Here is a 16,007-nt window from a genome sequence, read left to right as displayed (position 1 = left end):
GGGGTTAGGAAATGGAAGTAGCCGCTAAGTTGTCGGGCGCTCGAATCTCCGCCCAGAAAGCCCGCTTGGTCGCCGACCAGATCCGCGGGAAGAAGGTGGGCGAAGCGCTCAACCTGTTGGCTTTCAGCAGTAAGAAAGCCGCCGAGATCATGAAGAAAGTGCTGGAGTCGGCCGTAGCCAACGCCGAGCATAACGAAGGCGCAGACGTTGATGACCTGAAGGTCAGCACCGTTTTCGTCAACGAAGGGCGTTCGCTGAAGCGTATCATGCCGCGTGCCAAAGGCCGTGCTGATCGCATCGTCAAGCGGTCTTGCCATATCACTGTCAAGGTTGCTGACAAGTAACGGAGTCGAAGAGATGGGTCAGAAAGTACATCCCATTGGCATTCGCCTGGGAATCGTCAAGGAGCACACCTCCGTCTGGTACGCAGACGGTCGGACTTATGCGGACTATTTGTTCGCTGATCTGAAGGTGCGTGAGTATCTCCAAGACAAACTAAAAAGCGCGTCCGTAAGCCGTATCGATATCCATCGTCCGGCGCAAACTGCACGTATCACCATCCACACCGCTCGTCCAGGTATCGTTATCGGGAAGAAAGGTGAAGATGTTGAGAAACTGCGTCAGGACCTGACCAAGCAAATGGGTGTGCCTGTGCACATCAATATCGAAGAGATCCGCAAGCCGGAGCTCGACGGTATGCTGGTTGCGCAGAGCGTAGCTCAGCAGCTGGAGCGCCGCGTAATGTTCCGTCGTGCTATGAAGCGCGCTGTACAGAACGCCATGCGCATTGGTGCCAAAGGCATCAAAATCCAAGTGAGCGGTCGTCTCGGCGGTGCTGAAATCGCACGTACTGAATGGTATCGCGAAGGTCGTGTGCCATTGCACACCCTGCGTGCCGACATCGACTATGCCAACTACGAAGCTCACACCACTTACGGTGTGATCGGTGTAAAGGTTTGGATCTTCAAGGGCGAAGTAATTGGTGGTCGCCAAGAAGAACTGAAACCACAAGCACCAGCGCCTCGTAAAAAAGCTGCTAAGTAAGGGGTACGCCAAATGTTGCAACCTAAGCGTACGAAGTTCCGCAAGCAGATGACAGGCCACAACCGTGGTCTGGCTCAGCGCGGTAGCAAAGTCAGCTTCGGCGAGTTCGCGCTGAAGTCTGTAGCTCGTGGTCGTCTCACCGCTCGTCAGATCGAGTCAGCGCGTCGTGCTCTGACCCGTCACGTTAAACGTGGCGGCAAGATCTGGATCCGTGTATTCCCGGACAAGCCGATCTCCAAAAAACCTCTCGAGGTTCGGATGGGTAAAGGTAAGGGTAACGTGGAATACTGGGTAGCCCAGATTCAGCCAGGCAAAGTCCTGTATGAAATCGAGGGTGTAACTGAAGAGCTGGCGCGTGAGGCTTTTGCCCTGGCTGCTGCAAAGCTGCCGCTCGCCACCGCCTTTGTTAAACGGACGGTGATGTGATGAAAGCGAATGAACTTCGTGAAAAATCCGCACAGCAGCTGAACGAGCAACTGCTCGGCCTGCTGCGCGACCAGTTCAATCTGCGTATGCAGAAAGCAACTGGCCAGTTGGGGCAGTCTCATCTGCTCTCGCAAGTTAAGCGTGACATCGCTCGCGTGAAGACTGTGCTCAACCAGCAGGCAGGTAAGTGATCATGGCTGAAGCCGAAAAGACTGTCCGTACGCTGACTGGCCGTGTTGTCAGCGACAAGATGGACAAAACCATCACCGTTTTGATCGAGCGTCGCGTTAAGCACCCGATCTACGGTAAATATGTTAAGCGTTCGACTAAGCTGCACGCGCACGACGAAACCAATCAGTGCCACATCGGCGACAAAGTCACTATTCGTGAAACTCGTCCGCTGGCCAAGACCAAGTCTTGGGCACTGGTTGATGTTCTCGAACGCGCTGTGGAAGTCTAAGGACTAGGGGTCGGAGAAATTATATGATTCAGACTCAATCCATGCTCGATGTGGCCGATAACAGCGGCGCTCGCCGTGTTATGTGCATCAAGGTGCTGGGTGGCTCCCATCGTCGTTACGCTGGTATCGGTGACATCATCAAAGTTACCGTGAAGGAAGCAATTCCTCGCGGTAAAGTGAAAAAAGGCCAAGTGATGACTGCTGTTGTAGTCCGCACTCGTCACGGCGTACGTCGTGCTGATGGCTCCATTATCCGCTTTGATGGCAACGCTGCTGTTCTTCTGAACAACAAGCAAGAGCCGATCGGCACCCGTATCTTTGGGCCAGTGACCCGTGAACTTCGTACTGAGAAGTTCATGAAGATCGTCTCGCTCGCCCCAGAAGTGCTGTAAGGAGATCCGACATGCAAAAGATTCGTCGTGACGACGAGATCATCGTGATCGCCGGCAAAGACAAAGGTAAGCGCGGTAAGGTGCTGAAGGTTCTTGCTGATGACCGTCTGGTCATTGGTGGTCTGAACCTGGTCAAGCGTCATACCAAGCCTAACCCCGCGTCGGGCGTACAGGGCGGTATCGTCGAGAAAGAAGCGCCATTGCACGCTTCTAACGTCGCCATCTTCAACGGCGAAACCAACAAGGCTGACCGCGTTGGTTTCAAAGTAGAAGACGGTAAGAAAATTCGTGTCTTCAAGTCGACCCAAAAAGCGGTTGATGCTTGAACACTGCTAGGTAGATAAGACCATGGCACGACTAAAAGAGATTTACCGGAAGGAAATCGCTCCGAAGCTTAAGGAAGAACTTAAGCTTTCGAACGTGATGGAAGTTCCGCGCGTTACCAAAATCACCCTGAACATGGGTCTGGGCGAAGCGATCGGTGACAAAAAAGTCATCGAGCACGCTGTTGCTGACCTGGAAAAGATCACCGGTCAAAAAGTCGTTGTGACTTACGCTCGGAAATCCATCGCTGGCTTTAAAGTCCGTGAAGGTTGGCCGATCGGTGTCAAAGTGACTCTGCGCCGTGAGCGTATGTACGAGTTCCTGGATCGTCTGCTGTCGATCTCCCTGCCTCGGGTTCGCGACTTCCGCGGCCTGAATGCCAAGTCCTTCGATGGTCGTGGTAACTACAGCATGGGCGTGAAAGAGCAGATCATCTTCCCGGAAATCGACTACGACAAGATCGATGCTCTCCGCGGTCTGGACATCACCCTGACCACCACTGCCAAGAACGATGATGAAGGCCGCGCTCTGCTGCGTGCGTTCAAATTCCCGTTCCGCAACTGATTGGAGTAGGACCATGGCCAAGATGAGCATGAAAAACCGCGAGCTGAAGCGTCAGCTCACGGTTGCCAAGTACGCCAAGAAGCGTGCAGCACTGAAAGCTATCATCGTTGATCTGAACGCAAGTCCAGAAGCGCGTTGGGAAGCTACAGTAGCTCTGCAGAAGCAGCCACGTGACGCAAGCGCTTCGCGCATGCGTAACCGCTGCCGCCTGACCGGTCGTCCACACGGCGTTTACCGCAAGTTCGGCCTCGGCCGTAACAAACTGCGTGAAGCGGCAATGCGTGGTGACGTACCAGGTCTGGTTAAAGCCAGCTGGTAAGTACTTTCGAAGTCTCGGTGGCCAGGATCGCAAGATACTGACCGCCGGTGGCCTAGAATCTGGAACAAGCCCCTTTTGGGGCTTGTTTCATTTCCGGAGTGTGTCTAAAATACGCGGCTCGCCTGAGCCCGTGTGTTTTATGCCCGGAGATTCTCGGTGACATATGTAGCCGCAAGGCTAATTTTTTTGTATTAGGAGCGTCTAGCCCATGAGTATGCAGGACCCGTTAGCGGACATGCTAACTCGTATCCGTAATGCCCAGATGGCTGAAAAGTCCGTCGTAAGCATGCCATCTTCCACGTTGAAGGTAGCTGTTGCCAAAGTCCTGAAAGACGAAGGCTACATTGCGGGTTATCAGATCAGCAGCGAAATCAAGCCACTGCTGTCCATCGAGCTGAAGTACTTCGAAGGCCGTCCGGTCATCGAGGAAGTGAAGCGCGTTAGCCGTCCAGGCCTGCGTCAGTACAAGTCCGTTGAAGATCTGCCGAAAGTTCGTGGCGGTCTTGGCGTGTCTATCGTCTCCACCAACAAAGGTGTGATGACGGATCGTGCTGCGCGCGCTGCCGGTGTCGGCGGCGAAGTTCTTTGCACTGTGTTCTAAGGGGGGATAAGCATGTCTCGCGTCGCTAAGAACCCCGTTAAGCTGCCAGCCGGTGTCGAAGTAAAATTCGCAGGCCAACAGCTTTCGGTGAAGGGTGCCAAGGGTACTCTTGAACTGAACATCCATTCGTCCGTTGAGATCGTTGAAGAAGCTGGTGAGCTGCGTTTCGCTGCTCGCAATGGCGATCAACAAACTCGCGCAATGGCCGGTACCACGCGTGCGTTGGTAAACAACATGGTCCAAGGCGTAAGCCAAGGCTTCGAGCGTAAGCTCCAGCTGGTCGGTGTTGGTTACAAAGCGCAAGCAAAAGGCACGGTTTTGAACCTGGCCCTTGGCTTCTCGCACCCAGTGGATTACGAACTGCCGGAAGGCATCACCGCTGAAACTCCTAGCCAGACCGATATCCTGATCAAGGGCATCGACAAGCAGCTGGTAGGTCAAGTGGCTGCCGAGATCCGCGACTTCCGTCCACCAGAGCCGTACAAAGGCAAAGGTGTGCGCTACGCGGACGAAGTCGTCCGTCGTAAAGAAGCCAAGAAGAAGTAGGGCATAGCAAATGACCGACAAAAAAGTTACTCGACTGCGTCGCGCTCGCAAAGCACGCCTGAAAATGCACGAACTCGAAGTCGTGCGTCTCTGCGTGTTCCGCTCGTCGCAGCACATCTACGCCCAGGTCATCTCGGCCGACGGCAACAAAGTCCTGGCAAGCGCCTCGACTTTGGATAAAGAACTGCGTGATGGTGCCACTGGCAACATCGACGCGGCCACTAAGGTTGGCCAGCTGGTCGCTACGCGTGCTAAGGCCGCTGGCGTCTCGCAAGTGGCTTTCGACCGCTCTGGCTTCAAGTACCACGGCCGCGTTAAAGCGCTGGCTGATGCTGCTCGTGAAGCTGGGCTGGAGTTCTAAGTTATGTCAAATAACGACCAAAAGCGCGACGAAGGCTACATTGAGAAGCTGGTTCAAGTTAACCGCGTAGCCAAAACCGTTAAAGGCGGCCGTATCTTCACCTTCACCGCGTTGACCGTGGTTGGTGATGGTAAGGGCCGTGTTGGCTTCGGCCGTGGCAAGTCGCGTGAAGTGCCTGCTGCGATCCAGAAGGCAATGGAAGCTGCTCGTCGCAACATGATCCAAGTTGACCTGAACGGCACCACTCTGCAGTACGCAATGAAGTCCGCTCACGGCGCTTCGAAGGTGTACATGCAGCCTGCTTCTGAAGGTACCGGTATCATCGCTGGCGGCGCTATGCGTGCTGTCCTCGAGGTTGCTGGTGTTCAGAACGTTCTGGCCAAGTGCTACGGCTCGACTAACCCGGTAAACGTGGTTCACGCCACTTTCAAAGGTTTGAAAGCTATGCAATCTCCTGAATCCATTGCCGCCAAGCGTGGCAAAAGCGTCAAGGAGATCTTCTGATCATGGCTACCGTTAAAGTAACGCTGATCAAAAGCATGACCGGCCGCATCCCTAACCACAAATTGTGCGTTAAGGGTTTGGGTCTGCGTCGCATCGGTCACACTGTAGAAGTCCAGGATACTCCCGAGAATCGCGGGATGATCAACAAGGCTTACTACATGCTGCGTGTCGAGGGTTAATCGATGAAACTCAATGATCTGAGTCCAGCGCCGGGTTCCCGTCGCGAAAAGCATCGTCCGGGCCGTGGTATCGGTAGCGGTTTGGGTAAGACTGGTGGCCGTGGCCACAAAGGTCAAACCTCCCGCTCCGGTGGCACCATCGCTCCAGGCTTTGAAGGCGGTCAACAGCCGCTGCATCGTCGCCTGCCGAAGTTCGGTTTCGTTTCCCTGAAGGCCATGGACCGCGCAGAAGTGCGTCTGTCCGAGCTGGCTAAAGTGGAAGGCGACATCGTTACCGTGCAGACCCTGAAAGATGCCAACGTGATCAACGTCAACGTACAGCGTGTGAAAATCATGCTGTCCGGTGAAGTGACTCGCGCTGTCACTATCGGCAAGGGAATCGGCGCCACCAAAGGTGCGCGTTCGGCTATCGAAGCAGCTGGCGGCAAGTTCGAGGAATAAATGGCTAAGCAAGGTGCTCTCTCAGCGCTCGGCAAAGGCGGTATGTCTGAACTTTGGGCTCGTCTGCGTTTTCTGTTCCTGGCGATTATCGTCTACCGAATAGGCGCACACATCCCGGTTCCAGGTATCAACCCGGACCGACTCGCAGACCTGTTTCGACAGAATGAGGGGACCATTCTTAGCTTGTTCAACATGTTTTCCGGCGGCGCGCTGGAGCGGATGAGCATCTTTGCACTGGGGATCATGCCGTACATTTCGGCATCGATCATCATGCAGTTGATGAGCGCCGTCAGCCCGCAGCTGGAGCAGTTGAAGAAGGAAGGTGAAGCTGGTCGTCGCAAGATAAGCCAGTACACCCGCTACCTCACTGTCGCTCTTGCTCTTGTCCAGGCTATTGGCATGTCCATTGGTCTGGCAGGGCAGGGCGTAGCGTTCACTGGTGACTTTGGCTTCCATTTCGTCGCGGTAACCACATTTGTGGCTGGTGCGATGTTCATGATGTGGCTGGGTGAGCAGATTACTGAGCGTGGTGTTGGCAACGGTATCTCGATGTTGATTTTCGCAGGTATCGTCGCCGGTCTTCCGAGGGCAATCGGGCAGTCTTTCGAGTCTGCACGTCAGGGTGATATCAATATCTTCGCCTTGGTTGCCATCGGTTTGCTGGCAGTAGCGATTATCGGTTTTGTGGTGTTCATTGAGCGTGGCCAGCGTCGTATTGCTGTTCACTACGCCAAGCGTCAGCAGGGCCGTAAGGTCTTCGCTGCGCAGACCAGCCACTTGCCGCTGAAAGTGAATATGGCCGGTGTTATTCCTGCTATCTTCGCGAGCAGCATTTTGCTGTTCCCGGCTTCGCTGGGTGCCTGGTTTGGTCAGTCTGAAGGTATGGGCTGGTTGCAGGACATCTCGCAGTCGATCGCTCCTGGTCAGCCGTTGAATATTCTGCTGTTTAGTGCAGGGATTATTTTCTTCTGCTTCTTCTATACGGCGTTGATGTTCAATCCGAAAGACGTAGCGGAAAACCTGAAGAAGTCCGGTGCCTTTATTCCGGGTATTCGTCCAGGCGAGCAGTCGGCGCGCTACATTGATGGCGTTCTGACCCGTTTGACCCTGTTCGGTGCTCTATATATGACGGCCGTGTGCTTGTTGCCCCAGTTCCTGGTGGTTGCAGCAAACGTTCCGTTCTACCTTGGCGGGACCTCGTTGCTGATCGTGGTCGTGGTTGTGATGGACTTCATGTCCCAAGTACAATCGCACCTCGTTTCGCACCAGTACGAATCCCTGATGAAGAAAGCCAACCTGAAGGGCTACGGCAGCGGCATGTTGCGCTGAGTACCCCATAAGGTTCGAGGAGTTGGTGATGAAAGTTCGTGCATCGGTGAAAAAGCTGTGCCGTAACTGCAAGATTATTCGCCGCGAAGGTGTTGTTCGAGTAATTTGCAGCGCGGAACCGCGTCACAAACAGCGCCAAGGCTGAGTGTGATCCGCTTGAAGCCCGGCAGCTAGTGCGCTGCCGGGTTGATTATTTGTTATTACAGCGATATTATCTCGCGCCCTATTTCTTGGCTTCCGGGGCGTAGGTAGCTGTCAATTGGAGTCCCACTGAATGGCCCGTATTGCAGGCGTTAACATTCCAGATAACAAGCACACTGTTATCTCGCTGACCTACATCTATGGTGTTGGTCGCACTACTGCGCAGAAAATTTGCGCAGTTGCTGGGGTAAACCCAGCCGCTAAGATCAAGGATCTGAGCGACGAGCAGATTGAATTGCTGCGTGGCGAAGTGGCGAAGTTCACCACTGAAGGTGACCTGCGTCGCGAAATCAACATGAAAATCAAGCGTTTGATGGACCTCGGTTGCTATCGCGGTCTGCGTCATCGTCGTGGTCTTCCAGTGCGCGGTCAGCGTACCAAGACTAACGCGCGTACCCGTAAAGGTCCGCGTAAGCCGATCCGCAAGTAATCGCCCCAGCGAATCGACAGGAAAATTATCATGGCAAAACCTGCTGCTCGTCCTCGTAAAAAAGTTAAAAAGACAGTGGTTGATGGCATCGCCCACATCCATGCATCTTTTAACAACACCATCGTGACCATCACCGACCGTCAAGGTAACGCGCTTTCTTGGGCTACCTCCGGTGGTTCGGGTTTCCGCGGTTCCCGCAAGTCCACCCCGTTTGCTGCTCAAGTAGCTGCTGAACGTGCTGGTCAAGCTGCGCTGGAATATGGCCTGAAAAACCTCGACGTTAACGTCAAGGGTCCAGGTCCAGGTCGTGAGTCTGCTGTCCGTGCTTTGAACGGCTGTGGCTATAAGATCGCCAGCATCACCGACGTGACGCCAATCCCGCACAACGGGTGCCGTCCGCCGAAGAAGCGCCGCGTGTAATCCAGGAGATTGTAAAGAATGGCTCGTTACATTGGTCCAAAATGCAAACTCGCTCGTCGCGAAGGCACCGATCTCTTCCTGAAGAGCGGCGTGCGCGCGATCGAATCGAAGTGCAACATTGAAGCAGCACCTGGTATCCACGGCCAACGCCGCGGTCGCCAGTCCGATTACGGCACCCAACTGCGTGAAAAGCAGAAGGTCCGTCGTATCTACGGCGTTCTCGAGCGTCAGTTCAGCGGCTACTACAAAGAAGCTGCTGGCAAGAAAGGTGCAACCGGTGAAAACCTGCTGCAACTGCTCGAATGCCGTCTGGACAACGTTGTATACCGTATGGGCTTTGGTTCGACTCGTGCCGAATCCCGTCAGCTGGTATCGCACAAATCCGTCAGCGTAAACGGCCAAACCGTTAACGTTCCGTCCTACCAGGTTCGTGCTGGTGACGTGGTCGCGATTCGCGAGAAAGCAAAAAACCAACTTCGCATTGTCCAAGCTCTCGATCTGTGTGCCCAACGTGGCCGCGTAGAATGGGTAGAAGTAGACACTGAGAAGAAGTCGGGCGTTTTCAAGAACGTTCCTGCTCGCAGTGATCTGTCCGCCGACATCAACGAAAGCCTGATTGTCGAGCTCTACTCCAAGTAAGGGCTAGAAAATAGGTGCATCCATGCAGATTTCGGTAAATGAGTTCCTGACACCCCGCCACATTGATGTGCAGGTTGTCAGTCCAACCCGCGCCAAGATCACTCTCGAGCCTCTCGAGCGTGGTTTTGGCCACACCCTGGGCAACGCGCTGCGCCGCATCCTGTTGTCCTCAATGCCCGGCTGTGCAGTAGTCGAGGCCGAGATTGACGGTGTGCTCCACGAGTACAGCGCCATCGAAGGTGTACAGGAAGACGTAATTGAAATCCTGTTGAACCTTAAAGGTCTGGCTATCAAGCTGCACGGCCGTGACGAAGTTACGCTGACCTTGTCGAAGAAGGGTTCGGGGGTGGTTACCGCTGCCGATATTCAGCTGGATCATGATGTCGAGATCGTTAACCCCGATCACGTAATCGCTAACCTGGCGTCTAACGGCGCTTTGAACATGAAGCTCACCGTAGCTCGTGGTCGTGGTTATGAACCGGCCGACTCGCGTCAGAGCGATGAAGACGAAAGCCGCAGCATTGGTCGCTTGCAGCTTGACTCTTCGTTCAGCCCGGTTCGCCGTATCGCATACGTGGTGGAAAACGCCCGTGTCGAGCAGCGTACTAACCTGGACAAGCTGGTTATTGATCTGGAAACCAACGGTACTCTGGATCCTGAAGAGGCTATTCGCCGCGCTGCAACCATTCTGCAACAGCAGTTGGCTGCGTTCGTCGACCTCAAAGGTGACAGCGAACCAGTGGTAATCGAGCAGGAAGACGAGATCGATCCGATCCTGCTTCGCCCGGTTGACGATCTGGAACTGACTGTACGTTCGGCTAACTGCCTTAAGGCGGAAAACATTTACTACATCGGTGACCTGATTCAGCGTACCGAAGTAGAACTGTTGAAGACTCCGAACCTGGGCAAGAAATCCTTGACTGAAATCAAGGACGTTCTGGCCTCCCGCGGTCTGTCCCTCGGCATGCGCCTCGACAACTGGCCGCCTGCAAGTCTTAAGAAGGACGACAAGGCGACTGCCTGATCGTCGTAATCACCGAACGTGAGTTTGGTAAGGAATGAACCATGCGTCATCGTAAAAGTGGTCGTCACCTGAGCCGTACCAGCTCGCACCGCAAGGCCATGTTTCAAAACATGGCGGTGTCGCTGTTCGAGCACGAGCTGATTAAAACTACACTGCCGAAAGCCAAAGAACTGCGTCGCGTTGCTGAGCCGCTGATCACTTTGGCCAAGACAGACAGCCTGGCTAACCGCCGTCTGGCTTTCGACCGTACTCGTTCGAAAGCTATCGTTGGTAAGCTCTTCAACGACCTGGGCAAGCGTTATGCTACCCGTGAGGGTGGCTACCTGCGCATCCTCAAGTGCGGTTTCCGCACTGGCGACAACGCGCCTATGGCGTACGTCGAGTTGGTTGATCGTGCTACTGCTGGCGAAGCTGTATCCGCCGAGTAAGACGACAGTCTGCTACGAAAAACCGGGCCTAGTGCCCGGTTTTTTGTGGGCGATTGAAAAGCAACGTGATGTTCACTCATTGCCCTTTGGCTATGCCGATCGATTGGGTGTTAGTAAAAATCTATTGAGTAGCATGATTTAATACATTTGAAGGTGTCATCTTCCTGGTCAATACTGCCTCCAAGCCGATTAGCCGGCAGTTCCAAGACTGACCTGAGGAGATTGAGCATGAGCCAGAATAAAACCCTTACAACCGCCAGCGGTGCTCCCGTTGCGGATAACCAGAATTCCCGTTCCGCCGGCCCGCGTGGCCCGCTGCTGCTCGACGACTTTCACCTGATCGAGAAGCTTGCCCACTTCAACCGTGAAAACATCCCAGAGCGCCGCGTACACGCCAAAGGCTCGGGGGCGTATGGGACCTTCACGGTTACCAAAGACATCACCCAATACACCAGTGCCAAACTGTTTGAAGCTGTCGGCAAGCAGACTCCGACCTTTCTGCGCTTCTCTACCGTAGGTGGTGAGCGCGGCTCGGCAGACACCGAGCGCGACCCACGTGGCTTCGCGCTGAAGTTCTACACCGAAGAAGGCAACTGGGACATCGTTGGTAACAACACCCCGGTGTTCTTTATCCGTGACCCGCTGAAGTTCCCCGACTTTATCCACACTCAAAAGCGCCTGCCGCAAAGCAACCTGAAAAGTGCACAGATGATGTGGGACTTCTGGTCGCACTCGCCTGAGGCGCTGCACCAGGTCACCATCCTGTTTTCGGACCGTGGCATCCCTGACGGCTACCGTCATATGCACGGCTTTGGTAGCCACACCTACAGCTTGATCAACGCCAATGGCGAGCGTCATTGGGTGAAGTGGCACTACAAGACCAAGCAAGGTATCAAGAACCTGGCGCCTGCCGATGCAGCGCGTCTGGCCGGTACCGATCCGGATTACGCCCAGCGCGATCTGTTTGGGGCCATTGAGCGTGGTGACTTCCCTAAATGGCGTGTGTGCATCCAGATCATGACTGAGGCCCAGGCCAGCGCTCACTACGAGAACCCCTTCGACGTAACCAAAACCTGGTCGCAGAAAGAGTTCCCGTTGATTGAAGTAGGTGAGCTGGAGTTGAACCGCAACCCGCAGAACTACTTCGCCGAAGTGGAGCAGGCCGCGTTCGGCCCAAGCAACATGGTGCCAGGCGTCGGTTTGTCGCCGGATCGCATGCTGCAGGGCCGTGTATTCGCTTACGCCGATGCGCACCGCTACCGTATCGGCACTAACCATCAGCACCTGCCAGTGAATGCTCCACGCAGTCCGGTCAACACCTATCAGCGTGACGGGTCCATGGCGTTCGGCACCAACGGCGGTGCGGCTCCCAACTACGAGCCAAACAGTTACGCCGATGCGCCAAAACAGGCACCGCAGTACGCAGAACCAGCCTTGGCGCTCAGTGGTGCGGCCGATCGTTACGACCACCGCGAAGACACTGATTACTACAGCCATGCCGGTGCGCTGTTCCGCCTGATGAACGCTGAGCAAAAAGCGCTGTTGATTAACAACATCGCCGGCGCGATGGCCGGGGTTTCCAGTGATGTGGTTCAGCGTCAACTGCAGCACTTCTTCAAAGCTGATCCCGATTATGGAGAAGGAATCGCAACAGCGCTGGGTGTATCGCTTAACTGACTCTAAGTGATAAGCAGAACCGCCCTCATTTGGGCGGTTTTTGCGTTATTTCAGCTACTTTTCTCTGAAAATCTTCACTTTTCTGCCGTTCGTCTCGTGACCTGCAGGTCAGCATGGTTCAAACTAGGGCCTTTCAAGCAGGGAGATGTAGGGCGATGCAAGGTCACCCCGACGTAATCGATTACCTCAACACGTTGCTGACGGGCGAACTGGCAGCTCGTGACCAATATTTCATTCACTCGCGGATGTACGAAGACTGGGGCTTTACCGAGCTCTACGAGCGTATCAATCACGAAATGGAAGAAGAGGCACAGCACGCCGACGCGCTGATGCGCCGTATCCTGATGCTCGAAGGCACGCCGCGTATGCGTCCTGACGACCTGGATACCGGTACCACCGTGCCTGAGATGCTCGCCAGCGACTTGCGCCTGGAATACAAGGTCCGCGCTGCGCTGTGCAAAGGCATCGAGCTTTGCGAGAAGCACAACGACTACGTGACCCGGGAAATCCTGCGCGTACAGTTGAACGACACTGAAGAAGATCACACCTACTGGCTGGAAAAGCAGCTGGGTCTGATCAAGTTGATCGGTCTGGAAAACTACCTGCAATCGCAGTTCTGATTTCTCCGGCATAAAAAAGCCCCTGTCACCGTAGCGGTGACAGGGGCTTTTTGTTGGGCCCGAAAACTCAGGCCCGGTCGCGCGCCAGCAACGGCTTCAGATAGTAGCCAGTGTGGGACTGCGGCATCTCGGAAACCTGCTCCGGCGTACCCACCGCAATAATCTGCCCACCCTTGGAGCCGCCTTCCGGCCCCAGGTCCACCAGCCAGTCGGCCGTCTTGATTACATCCAGGTTGTGCTCGATCACGACTACCGTGTTGCCGTGGTCGCGCAGGCGGTGCAGCACGTCGAGCAACTGCTGAATATCCGCAAAGTGCAAGCCGGTGGTCGGCTCATCGAGGATATACAAGGTCTTGCCGGTATCGCGCTTGGACAGCTCGCGAGACAGCTTCACCCGCTGCGCCTCACCACCGGACAGCGTAGTCGCCGACTGCCCTAGCTTGATATACGACAAGCCCACGTCCATCAGGGTCTGGAGTTTGCGTGCCAGGGCCGGCACTGCGTCAAAGAACACCCGCGCCTCCTCGATGGTCATCTCGAGGGTTTCATGGATGTTCTTGCCCTTGTACTTGATCTCCAGGGTTTCGCGGTTGTAACGCTTGCTCTTGCACACATCGCACGGCACGTAGATGTCCGGGAGGAAGTGCATCTCGACCTTGATCAGGCCATCGCCCTGGCACGCCTCGCAGCGCCCGCCCTTGACGTTGAAGGAGAAGCGCCCTGGCCCATAACCCCGCGAGCGGGACTCCGGCACACCGGCGAACAGTTCGCGAATCGGCGTGAACAGCCCGGTATAGGTTGCAGGGTTGGAGCGGGGCGTGCGACCGATCGGGCTCTGGTCGATATCCACCACTTTATCCAGCAGCTCCAGGCCCTTGATGCTGTCATGGGCGGCAGCTTCCAGGGTGGTGGCACCGTTCAGTGCCGTGGCACTGAGGGGGAACAGCGTGTTGTTGATCAGCGTCGACTTGCCAGAGCCGGATACACCGGTCACGCAGGTCAGCAGGCCCAGGGGGATTTCCAGGTCGACATTGCGCAGGTTGTTGCCGCGCGCGCCCTTGAGGTGCAGCGCCTGTTTTTTGTTGCGTGGCGTACGTTTGGCCGGCACTTCGATTTTTACCCGGCCAGACAGGTATTTCCCTGTCAATGAGTCCGGATGGGCCATGACTTCCGCGGGAGTGCCCTGGGCCACAATATGGCCGCCATGCACGCCGGCACCAGGGCCGATATCGACCACATAGTCCGCCAGGCGAATGGCATCCTCATCGTGTTCGACCACGATCACCGTGTTGCCGATGTCCCGCAGGTGCTTGAGCGTGCCCAGCAGACGATCGTTGTCACGCTGGTGCAGGCCGATGGACGGCTCGTCGAGAATGTACAGCACGCCCACCAGGCCGGCGCCGATCTGGCTGGCCAGGCGTATGCGCTGTGCCTCGCCGCCAGACAGGGTGTCGGCACTGCGATCCAGGGACAGGTAATCCAACCCCACATTGACCAGGAACTGCAGACGCTCGCGGATTTCCTTGAGGATCTTGTCGGCAATTTCGCCGCGTCGCCCGGTCAACTTCAATACGCCGAAGTATTCGCAGGCATCGCCGATGGGCAGGTTGGTCACTGCCGGCAGGGTTTTCTCGCCGACCCAGACGTGGCGGGCCTCGCGACGCAAACGGGTGCCGCGGCAATCCGGGCAGGGCTGGGTGCTGAGGAACTTGGCCAGCTCCTCGCGCACACTGGCTGACTCGGTTTCCCGGTAGCGCCGTTCCAGGTTAGGCACGATGCCTTCGAACGGGTGGGAGCGCTTGACGATGTCGCCACGATCATTCAGGTACTTGAAGTCGACGTTCTGCGAGCCGCTGCCGTGCAGGATGACTTTTTGTTGCTCGGCCGGCAGCTCGTTGAAAGGCACTTCCAGGCTGAATTTATAGTGGGCAGCCAACGACCCGAGCATCTGGAAGTAGTACACATTGCGCCGGTCCCAACCACGTATCGCGCCCTCCGCCAGCGTCAGGTCGCCATTGACCAGGCGCTTGATATCGAAGAACTGCTTGACCCCCAGCCCATCACAGGTCGGGCAGGCGCCAGCCGGGTTGTTGAAGGAGAACAGCTTGGGTTCCAGCTCACTGATGGCGTGGCCGCAGATCGGGCAGGCGAAGCGCGCGGAGAAGATGATTTCTTCGCCCGGCTCGTCGTCCATCGGCGCCACCAGGGCAATACCGTCTGCCAGCTTCAGCGCGGTCTCGAACGACTCCGCCAGGCGTTGCTGCAAATCGGCACGCACCTTGAAACGGTCGACCACCACATCAATGGTGTGCTTCTTCTGTTTATCCAGCTTCGGCGCTTCATCCAGCTCATACAGCTTGCCGTTGATCCGGGCGCGGACAAAGCCCTGGGCGCGCAGCTCTTCGAAGACCGACAGGTGCTCGCCCTTGCGCTCACGAATCACCGGCGCCAGCAGCATCAGCTTGGCGCCTTCCGGCTGGGCCAGCACCAGGTCGACCATCTGGCTGACGGTCTGGGCTTCCAGCGGGATATCGTGATCCGGGCAGCGCGGAATACCGACGCGTGCATACAGCAAGCGCAGGTAATCGTAGATTTCGGTAATGGTGCCCACGGTGGAACGCGGGTTGTGGGAGGTCGACTTCTGTTCGATGGAAATGGCTGGCGACAGGCCTTCGATGGTGTCGACATCAGGCTTTTCCATCATCGACAGGAACTGCCGGGCATAGGCCGACAGCGACTCCACATAACGACGCTGGCCTTCGGCATACAGCGTGTCGAACGCCAGCGATGATTTGCCGGACCCGGACAAGCCGGTGATGACAATCAGTTTGTCCCGGGGCAGGGTCAGGTCGATGTTCTTCAGGTTGTGGGTTCTAGCCCCACGAATCAGGATCTTGTCCAAGATGGCCTCGCACGGCGGGCGTATAAATAATGCAGGAGTATACGGTTAAAGACTGGATGAATATACACTGTCAGTTTGCCCATTTCAGCCTTACATGAAAGCTGCGCGGCAAAGCGCCGCATATACCCTCTCAAACGATGGGACTGGTAGAATCGCCGCCGGTTCACACGAGGTTT

General features: G+C 55.9%; 25 protein-coding genes. 24 read left to right on the top strand and 1 reads right to left on the bottom strand.

All coding sequences use genetic code 11. From position 1 onward, the window contains the following. The first annotated feature begins 11 nt into the window (after positions 1-11). The 24 genes from rplV (at position 12) to bfr (ending at position 12,929) form a co-directional block, all read left to right on the top strand. Positions 12-344 (top strand): 50S ribosomal protein L22, encoded by a 333-nt coding sequence (gene rplV, locus HBR93_RS03775; protein ID WP_003103908.1) that lies wholly within the window; start codon positions 12-14, stop codon positions 342-344. 13 nt (positions 345-357) lie between these two features. Then, positions 358-1,044, top strand: a complete 687-nt coding sequence (rpsC, locus tag HBR93_RS03770; protein WP_003176422.1) for a 30S ribosomal protein S3 — start codon at positions 358-360, stop codon at positions 1,042-1,044. A gap of 12 nt (positions 1,045-1,056) precedes the next feature. After that, the gene (gene rplP / locus HBR93_RS03765) at positions 1,057-1,470 is read left to right on the top strand and encodes a 50S ribosomal protein L16 (RefSeq protein ID WP_003232424.1); all 414 of its coding nucleotides are present in this window, start codon (positions 1,057-1,059) and stop codon (positions 1,468-1,470) included. Next, the gene (gene rpmC / locus HBR93_RS03760; protein ID WP_002555481.1) at positions 1,470-1,661 is read left to right on the top strand and encodes a 50S ribosomal protein L29; all 192 of its coding nucleotides are present in this window, start codon (positions 1,470-1,472) and stop codon (positions 1,659-1,661) included. The genes rplP and rpmC overlap by 1 nt, the downstream gene beginning before the upstream one ends. A gap of 2 nt (positions 1,662-1,663) precedes the next feature. Then, positions 1,664-1,930: a 30S ribosomal protein S17 gene (rpsQ, locus tag HBR93_RS03755; protein ID WP_003176419.1), complete on the top strand. Its 267-nt coding sequence runs from the start codon at positions 1,664-1,666 to the stop codon at positions 1,928-1,930. A gap of 23 nt (positions 1,931-1,953) precedes the next feature. Beyond that, positions 1,954-2,322, top strand: coding sequence for a 50S ribosomal protein L14 (gene rplN / locus HBR93_RS03750; protein WP_002555479.1), 369 nt, complete (start codon positions 1,954-1,956; stop codon positions 2,320-2,322). 11 nt (positions 2,323-2,333) lie between these two features. After that, a complete protein-coding gene (gene rplX, locus HBR93_RS03745) occupies positions 2,334-2,648 on the top strand; it encodes a 50S ribosomal protein L24 (protein ID WP_029299388.1) in 315 nt (104 codons plus the stop codon). A gap of 22 nt (positions 2,649-2,670) precedes the next feature. Beyond that, positions 2,671-3,210, top strand: coding sequence for a 50S ribosomal protein L5 (rplE, locus tag HBR93_RS03740; protein WP_003210069.1), 540 nt, complete (start codon positions 2,671-2,673; stop codon positions 3,208-3,210). Between the two features lie 13 nt (positions 3,211-3,223). After that, positions 3,224-3,529, top strand: a complete 306-nt coding sequence (gene rpsN, locus HBR93_RS03735; protein ID WP_003176414.1) for a 30S ribosomal protein S14 — start codon at positions 3,224-3,226, stop codon at positions 3,527-3,529. Positions 3,530-3,737: 208 nt separating this feature from the next. Next, complete coding sequence (gene rpsH / locus HBR93_RS03730) at positions 3,738-4,130, top strand: 30S ribosomal protein S8 (protein ID WP_017848802.1); 393 nt, start codon at positions 3,738-3,740, stop codon at positions 4,128-4,130. A 12-nt stretch (positions 4,131-4,142) separates the two neighbouring features. Then, the gene (gene rplF / locus HBR93_RS03725; protein WP_003176412.1) at positions 4,143-4,676 is read left to right on the top strand and encodes a 50S ribosomal protein L6; all 534 of its coding nucleotides are present in this window, start codon (positions 4,143-4,145) and stop codon (positions 4,674-4,676) included. 10 nt (positions 4,677-4,686) lie between these two features. Continuing rightward, positions 4,687-5,037: a 50S ribosomal protein L18 gene (gene rplR, locus HBR93_RS03720; RefSeq protein WP_003186037.1), complete on the top strand. Its 351-nt coding sequence runs from the start codon at positions 4,687-4,689 to the stop codon at positions 5,035-5,037. A gap of 3 nt (positions 5,038-5,040) precedes the next feature. Then, the gene (gene rpsE, locus HBR93_RS03715) at positions 5,041-5,541 is read left to right on the top strand and encodes a 30S ribosomal protein S5 (protein ID WP_003186035.1); all 501 of its coding nucleotides are present in this window, start codon (positions 5,041-5,043) and stop codon (positions 5,539-5,541) included. A 2-nt stretch (positions 5,542-5,543) separates the two neighbouring features. Then, entirely contained in the window at positions 5,544-5,720 is a 177-nt protein-coding gene (gene rpmD, locus HBR93_RS03710) for a 50S ribosomal protein L30 (RefSeq protein WP_003176408.1), read from the top strand. Positions 5,721-5,723: 3 nt separating this feature from the next. Continuing rightward, positions 5,724-6,161, top strand: a complete 438-nt coding sequence (gene rplO, locus HBR93_RS03705; RefSeq protein ID WP_003176407.1) for a 50S ribosomal protein L15 — start codon at positions 5,724-5,726, stop codon at positions 6,159-6,161. Then, the gene (gene secY / locus HBR93_RS03700; protein WP_038443739.1) at positions 6,162-7,490 is read left to right on the top strand and encodes a preprotein translocase subunit SecY; all 1,329 of its coding nucleotides are present in this window, start codon (positions 6,162-6,164) and stop codon (positions 7,488-7,490) included. A 28-nt stretch (positions 7,491-7,518) separates the two neighbouring features. Then, positions 7,519-7,635 carry a 50S ribosomal protein L36 gene (gene rpmJ, locus HBR93_RS03695; protein ID WP_002555468.1) on the top strand — a complete coding sequence of 39 codons (117 nt, stop codon included), beginning with the start codon at positions 7,519-7,521 and terminating at the stop codon, positions 7,633-7,635. A 129-nt stretch (positions 7,636-7,764) separates the two neighbouring features. Continuing rightward, positions 7,765-8,121 carry a 30S ribosomal protein S13 gene (gene rpsM, locus HBR93_RS03690; RefSeq protein ID WP_024077676.1) on the top strand — a complete coding sequence of 119 codons (357 nt, stop codon included), beginning with the start codon at positions 7,765-7,767 and terminating at the stop codon, positions 8,119-8,121. A gap of 30 nt (positions 8,122-8,151) precedes the next feature. After that, complete coding sequence (rpsK, locus tag HBR93_RS03685; RefSeq protein ID WP_002555466.1) at positions 8,152-8,541, top strand: 30S ribosomal protein S11; 390 nt, start codon at positions 8,152-8,154, stop codon at positions 8,539-8,541. An 18-nt stretch (positions 8,542-8,559) separates the two neighbouring features. After that, the gene (rpsD, locus tag HBR93_RS03680) at positions 8,560-9,180 is read left to right on the top strand and encodes a 30S ribosomal protein S4 (RefSeq protein ID WP_003210056.1); all 621 of its coding nucleotides are present in this window, start codon (positions 8,560-8,562) and stop codon (positions 9,178-9,180) included. A gap of 22 nt (positions 9,181-9,202) precedes the next feature. Further along, the gene (gene rpoA / locus HBR93_RS03675) at positions 9,203-10,204 is read left to right on the top strand and encodes a DNA-directed RNA polymerase subunit alpha (RefSeq protein ID WP_003176403.1); all 1,002 of its coding nucleotides are present in this window, start codon (positions 9,203-9,205) and stop codon (positions 10,202-10,204) included. Between the two features lie 41 nt (positions 10,205-10,245). Beyond that, the gene (gene rplQ / locus HBR93_RS03670) at positions 10,246-10,632 is read left to right on the top strand and encodes a 50S ribosomal protein L17 (RefSeq protein ID WP_007918448.1); all 387 of its coding nucleotides are present in this window, start codon (positions 10,246-10,248) and stop codon (positions 10,630-10,632) included. Between the two features lie 228 nt (positions 10,633-10,860). Continuing rightward, the gene (locus tag HBR93_RS03665; RefSeq protein WP_169959839.1) at positions 10,861-12,309 is read left to right on the top strand and encodes a catalase; all 1,449 of its coding nucleotides are present in this window, start codon (positions 10,861-10,863) and stop codon (positions 12,307-12,309) included. A gap of 155 nt (positions 12,310-12,464) precedes the next feature. Next, complete coding sequence (gene bfr, locus HBR93_RS03660) at positions 12,465-12,929, top strand: bacterioferritin (RefSeq protein WP_029299402.1); 465 nt, start codon at positions 12,465-12,467, stop codon at positions 12,927-12,929. A gap of 67 nt (positions 12,930-12,996) precedes the next feature. Here the strand turns inward: bfr and uvrA are convergent, their stop codons facing one another. Beyond that, positions 12,997-15,831 (bottom strand): excinuclease ABC subunit UvrA, encoded by a 2,835-nt coding sequence (gene uvrA / locus HBR93_RS03655; protein ID WP_029299403.1) that lies wholly within the window; start codon positions 15,829-15,831, stop codon positions 12,997-12,999. Between the last annotated feature and the right edge of the window lie 176 nt (positions 15,832-16,007).

Origin of the sequence: Pseudomonas sp. WS 5411, assembly GCF_012985595.1 — a bacterium.
Classification (GTDB): Bacteria; Pseudomonadota; Gammaproteobacteria; order Pseudomonadales; family Pseudomonadaceae; genus Aquipseudomonas; species Aquipseudomonas shahriarae.
Note: the sequence above shows the minus strand (reverse complement) of the source record. Positions and strands in the feature narration are given on the sequence as shown.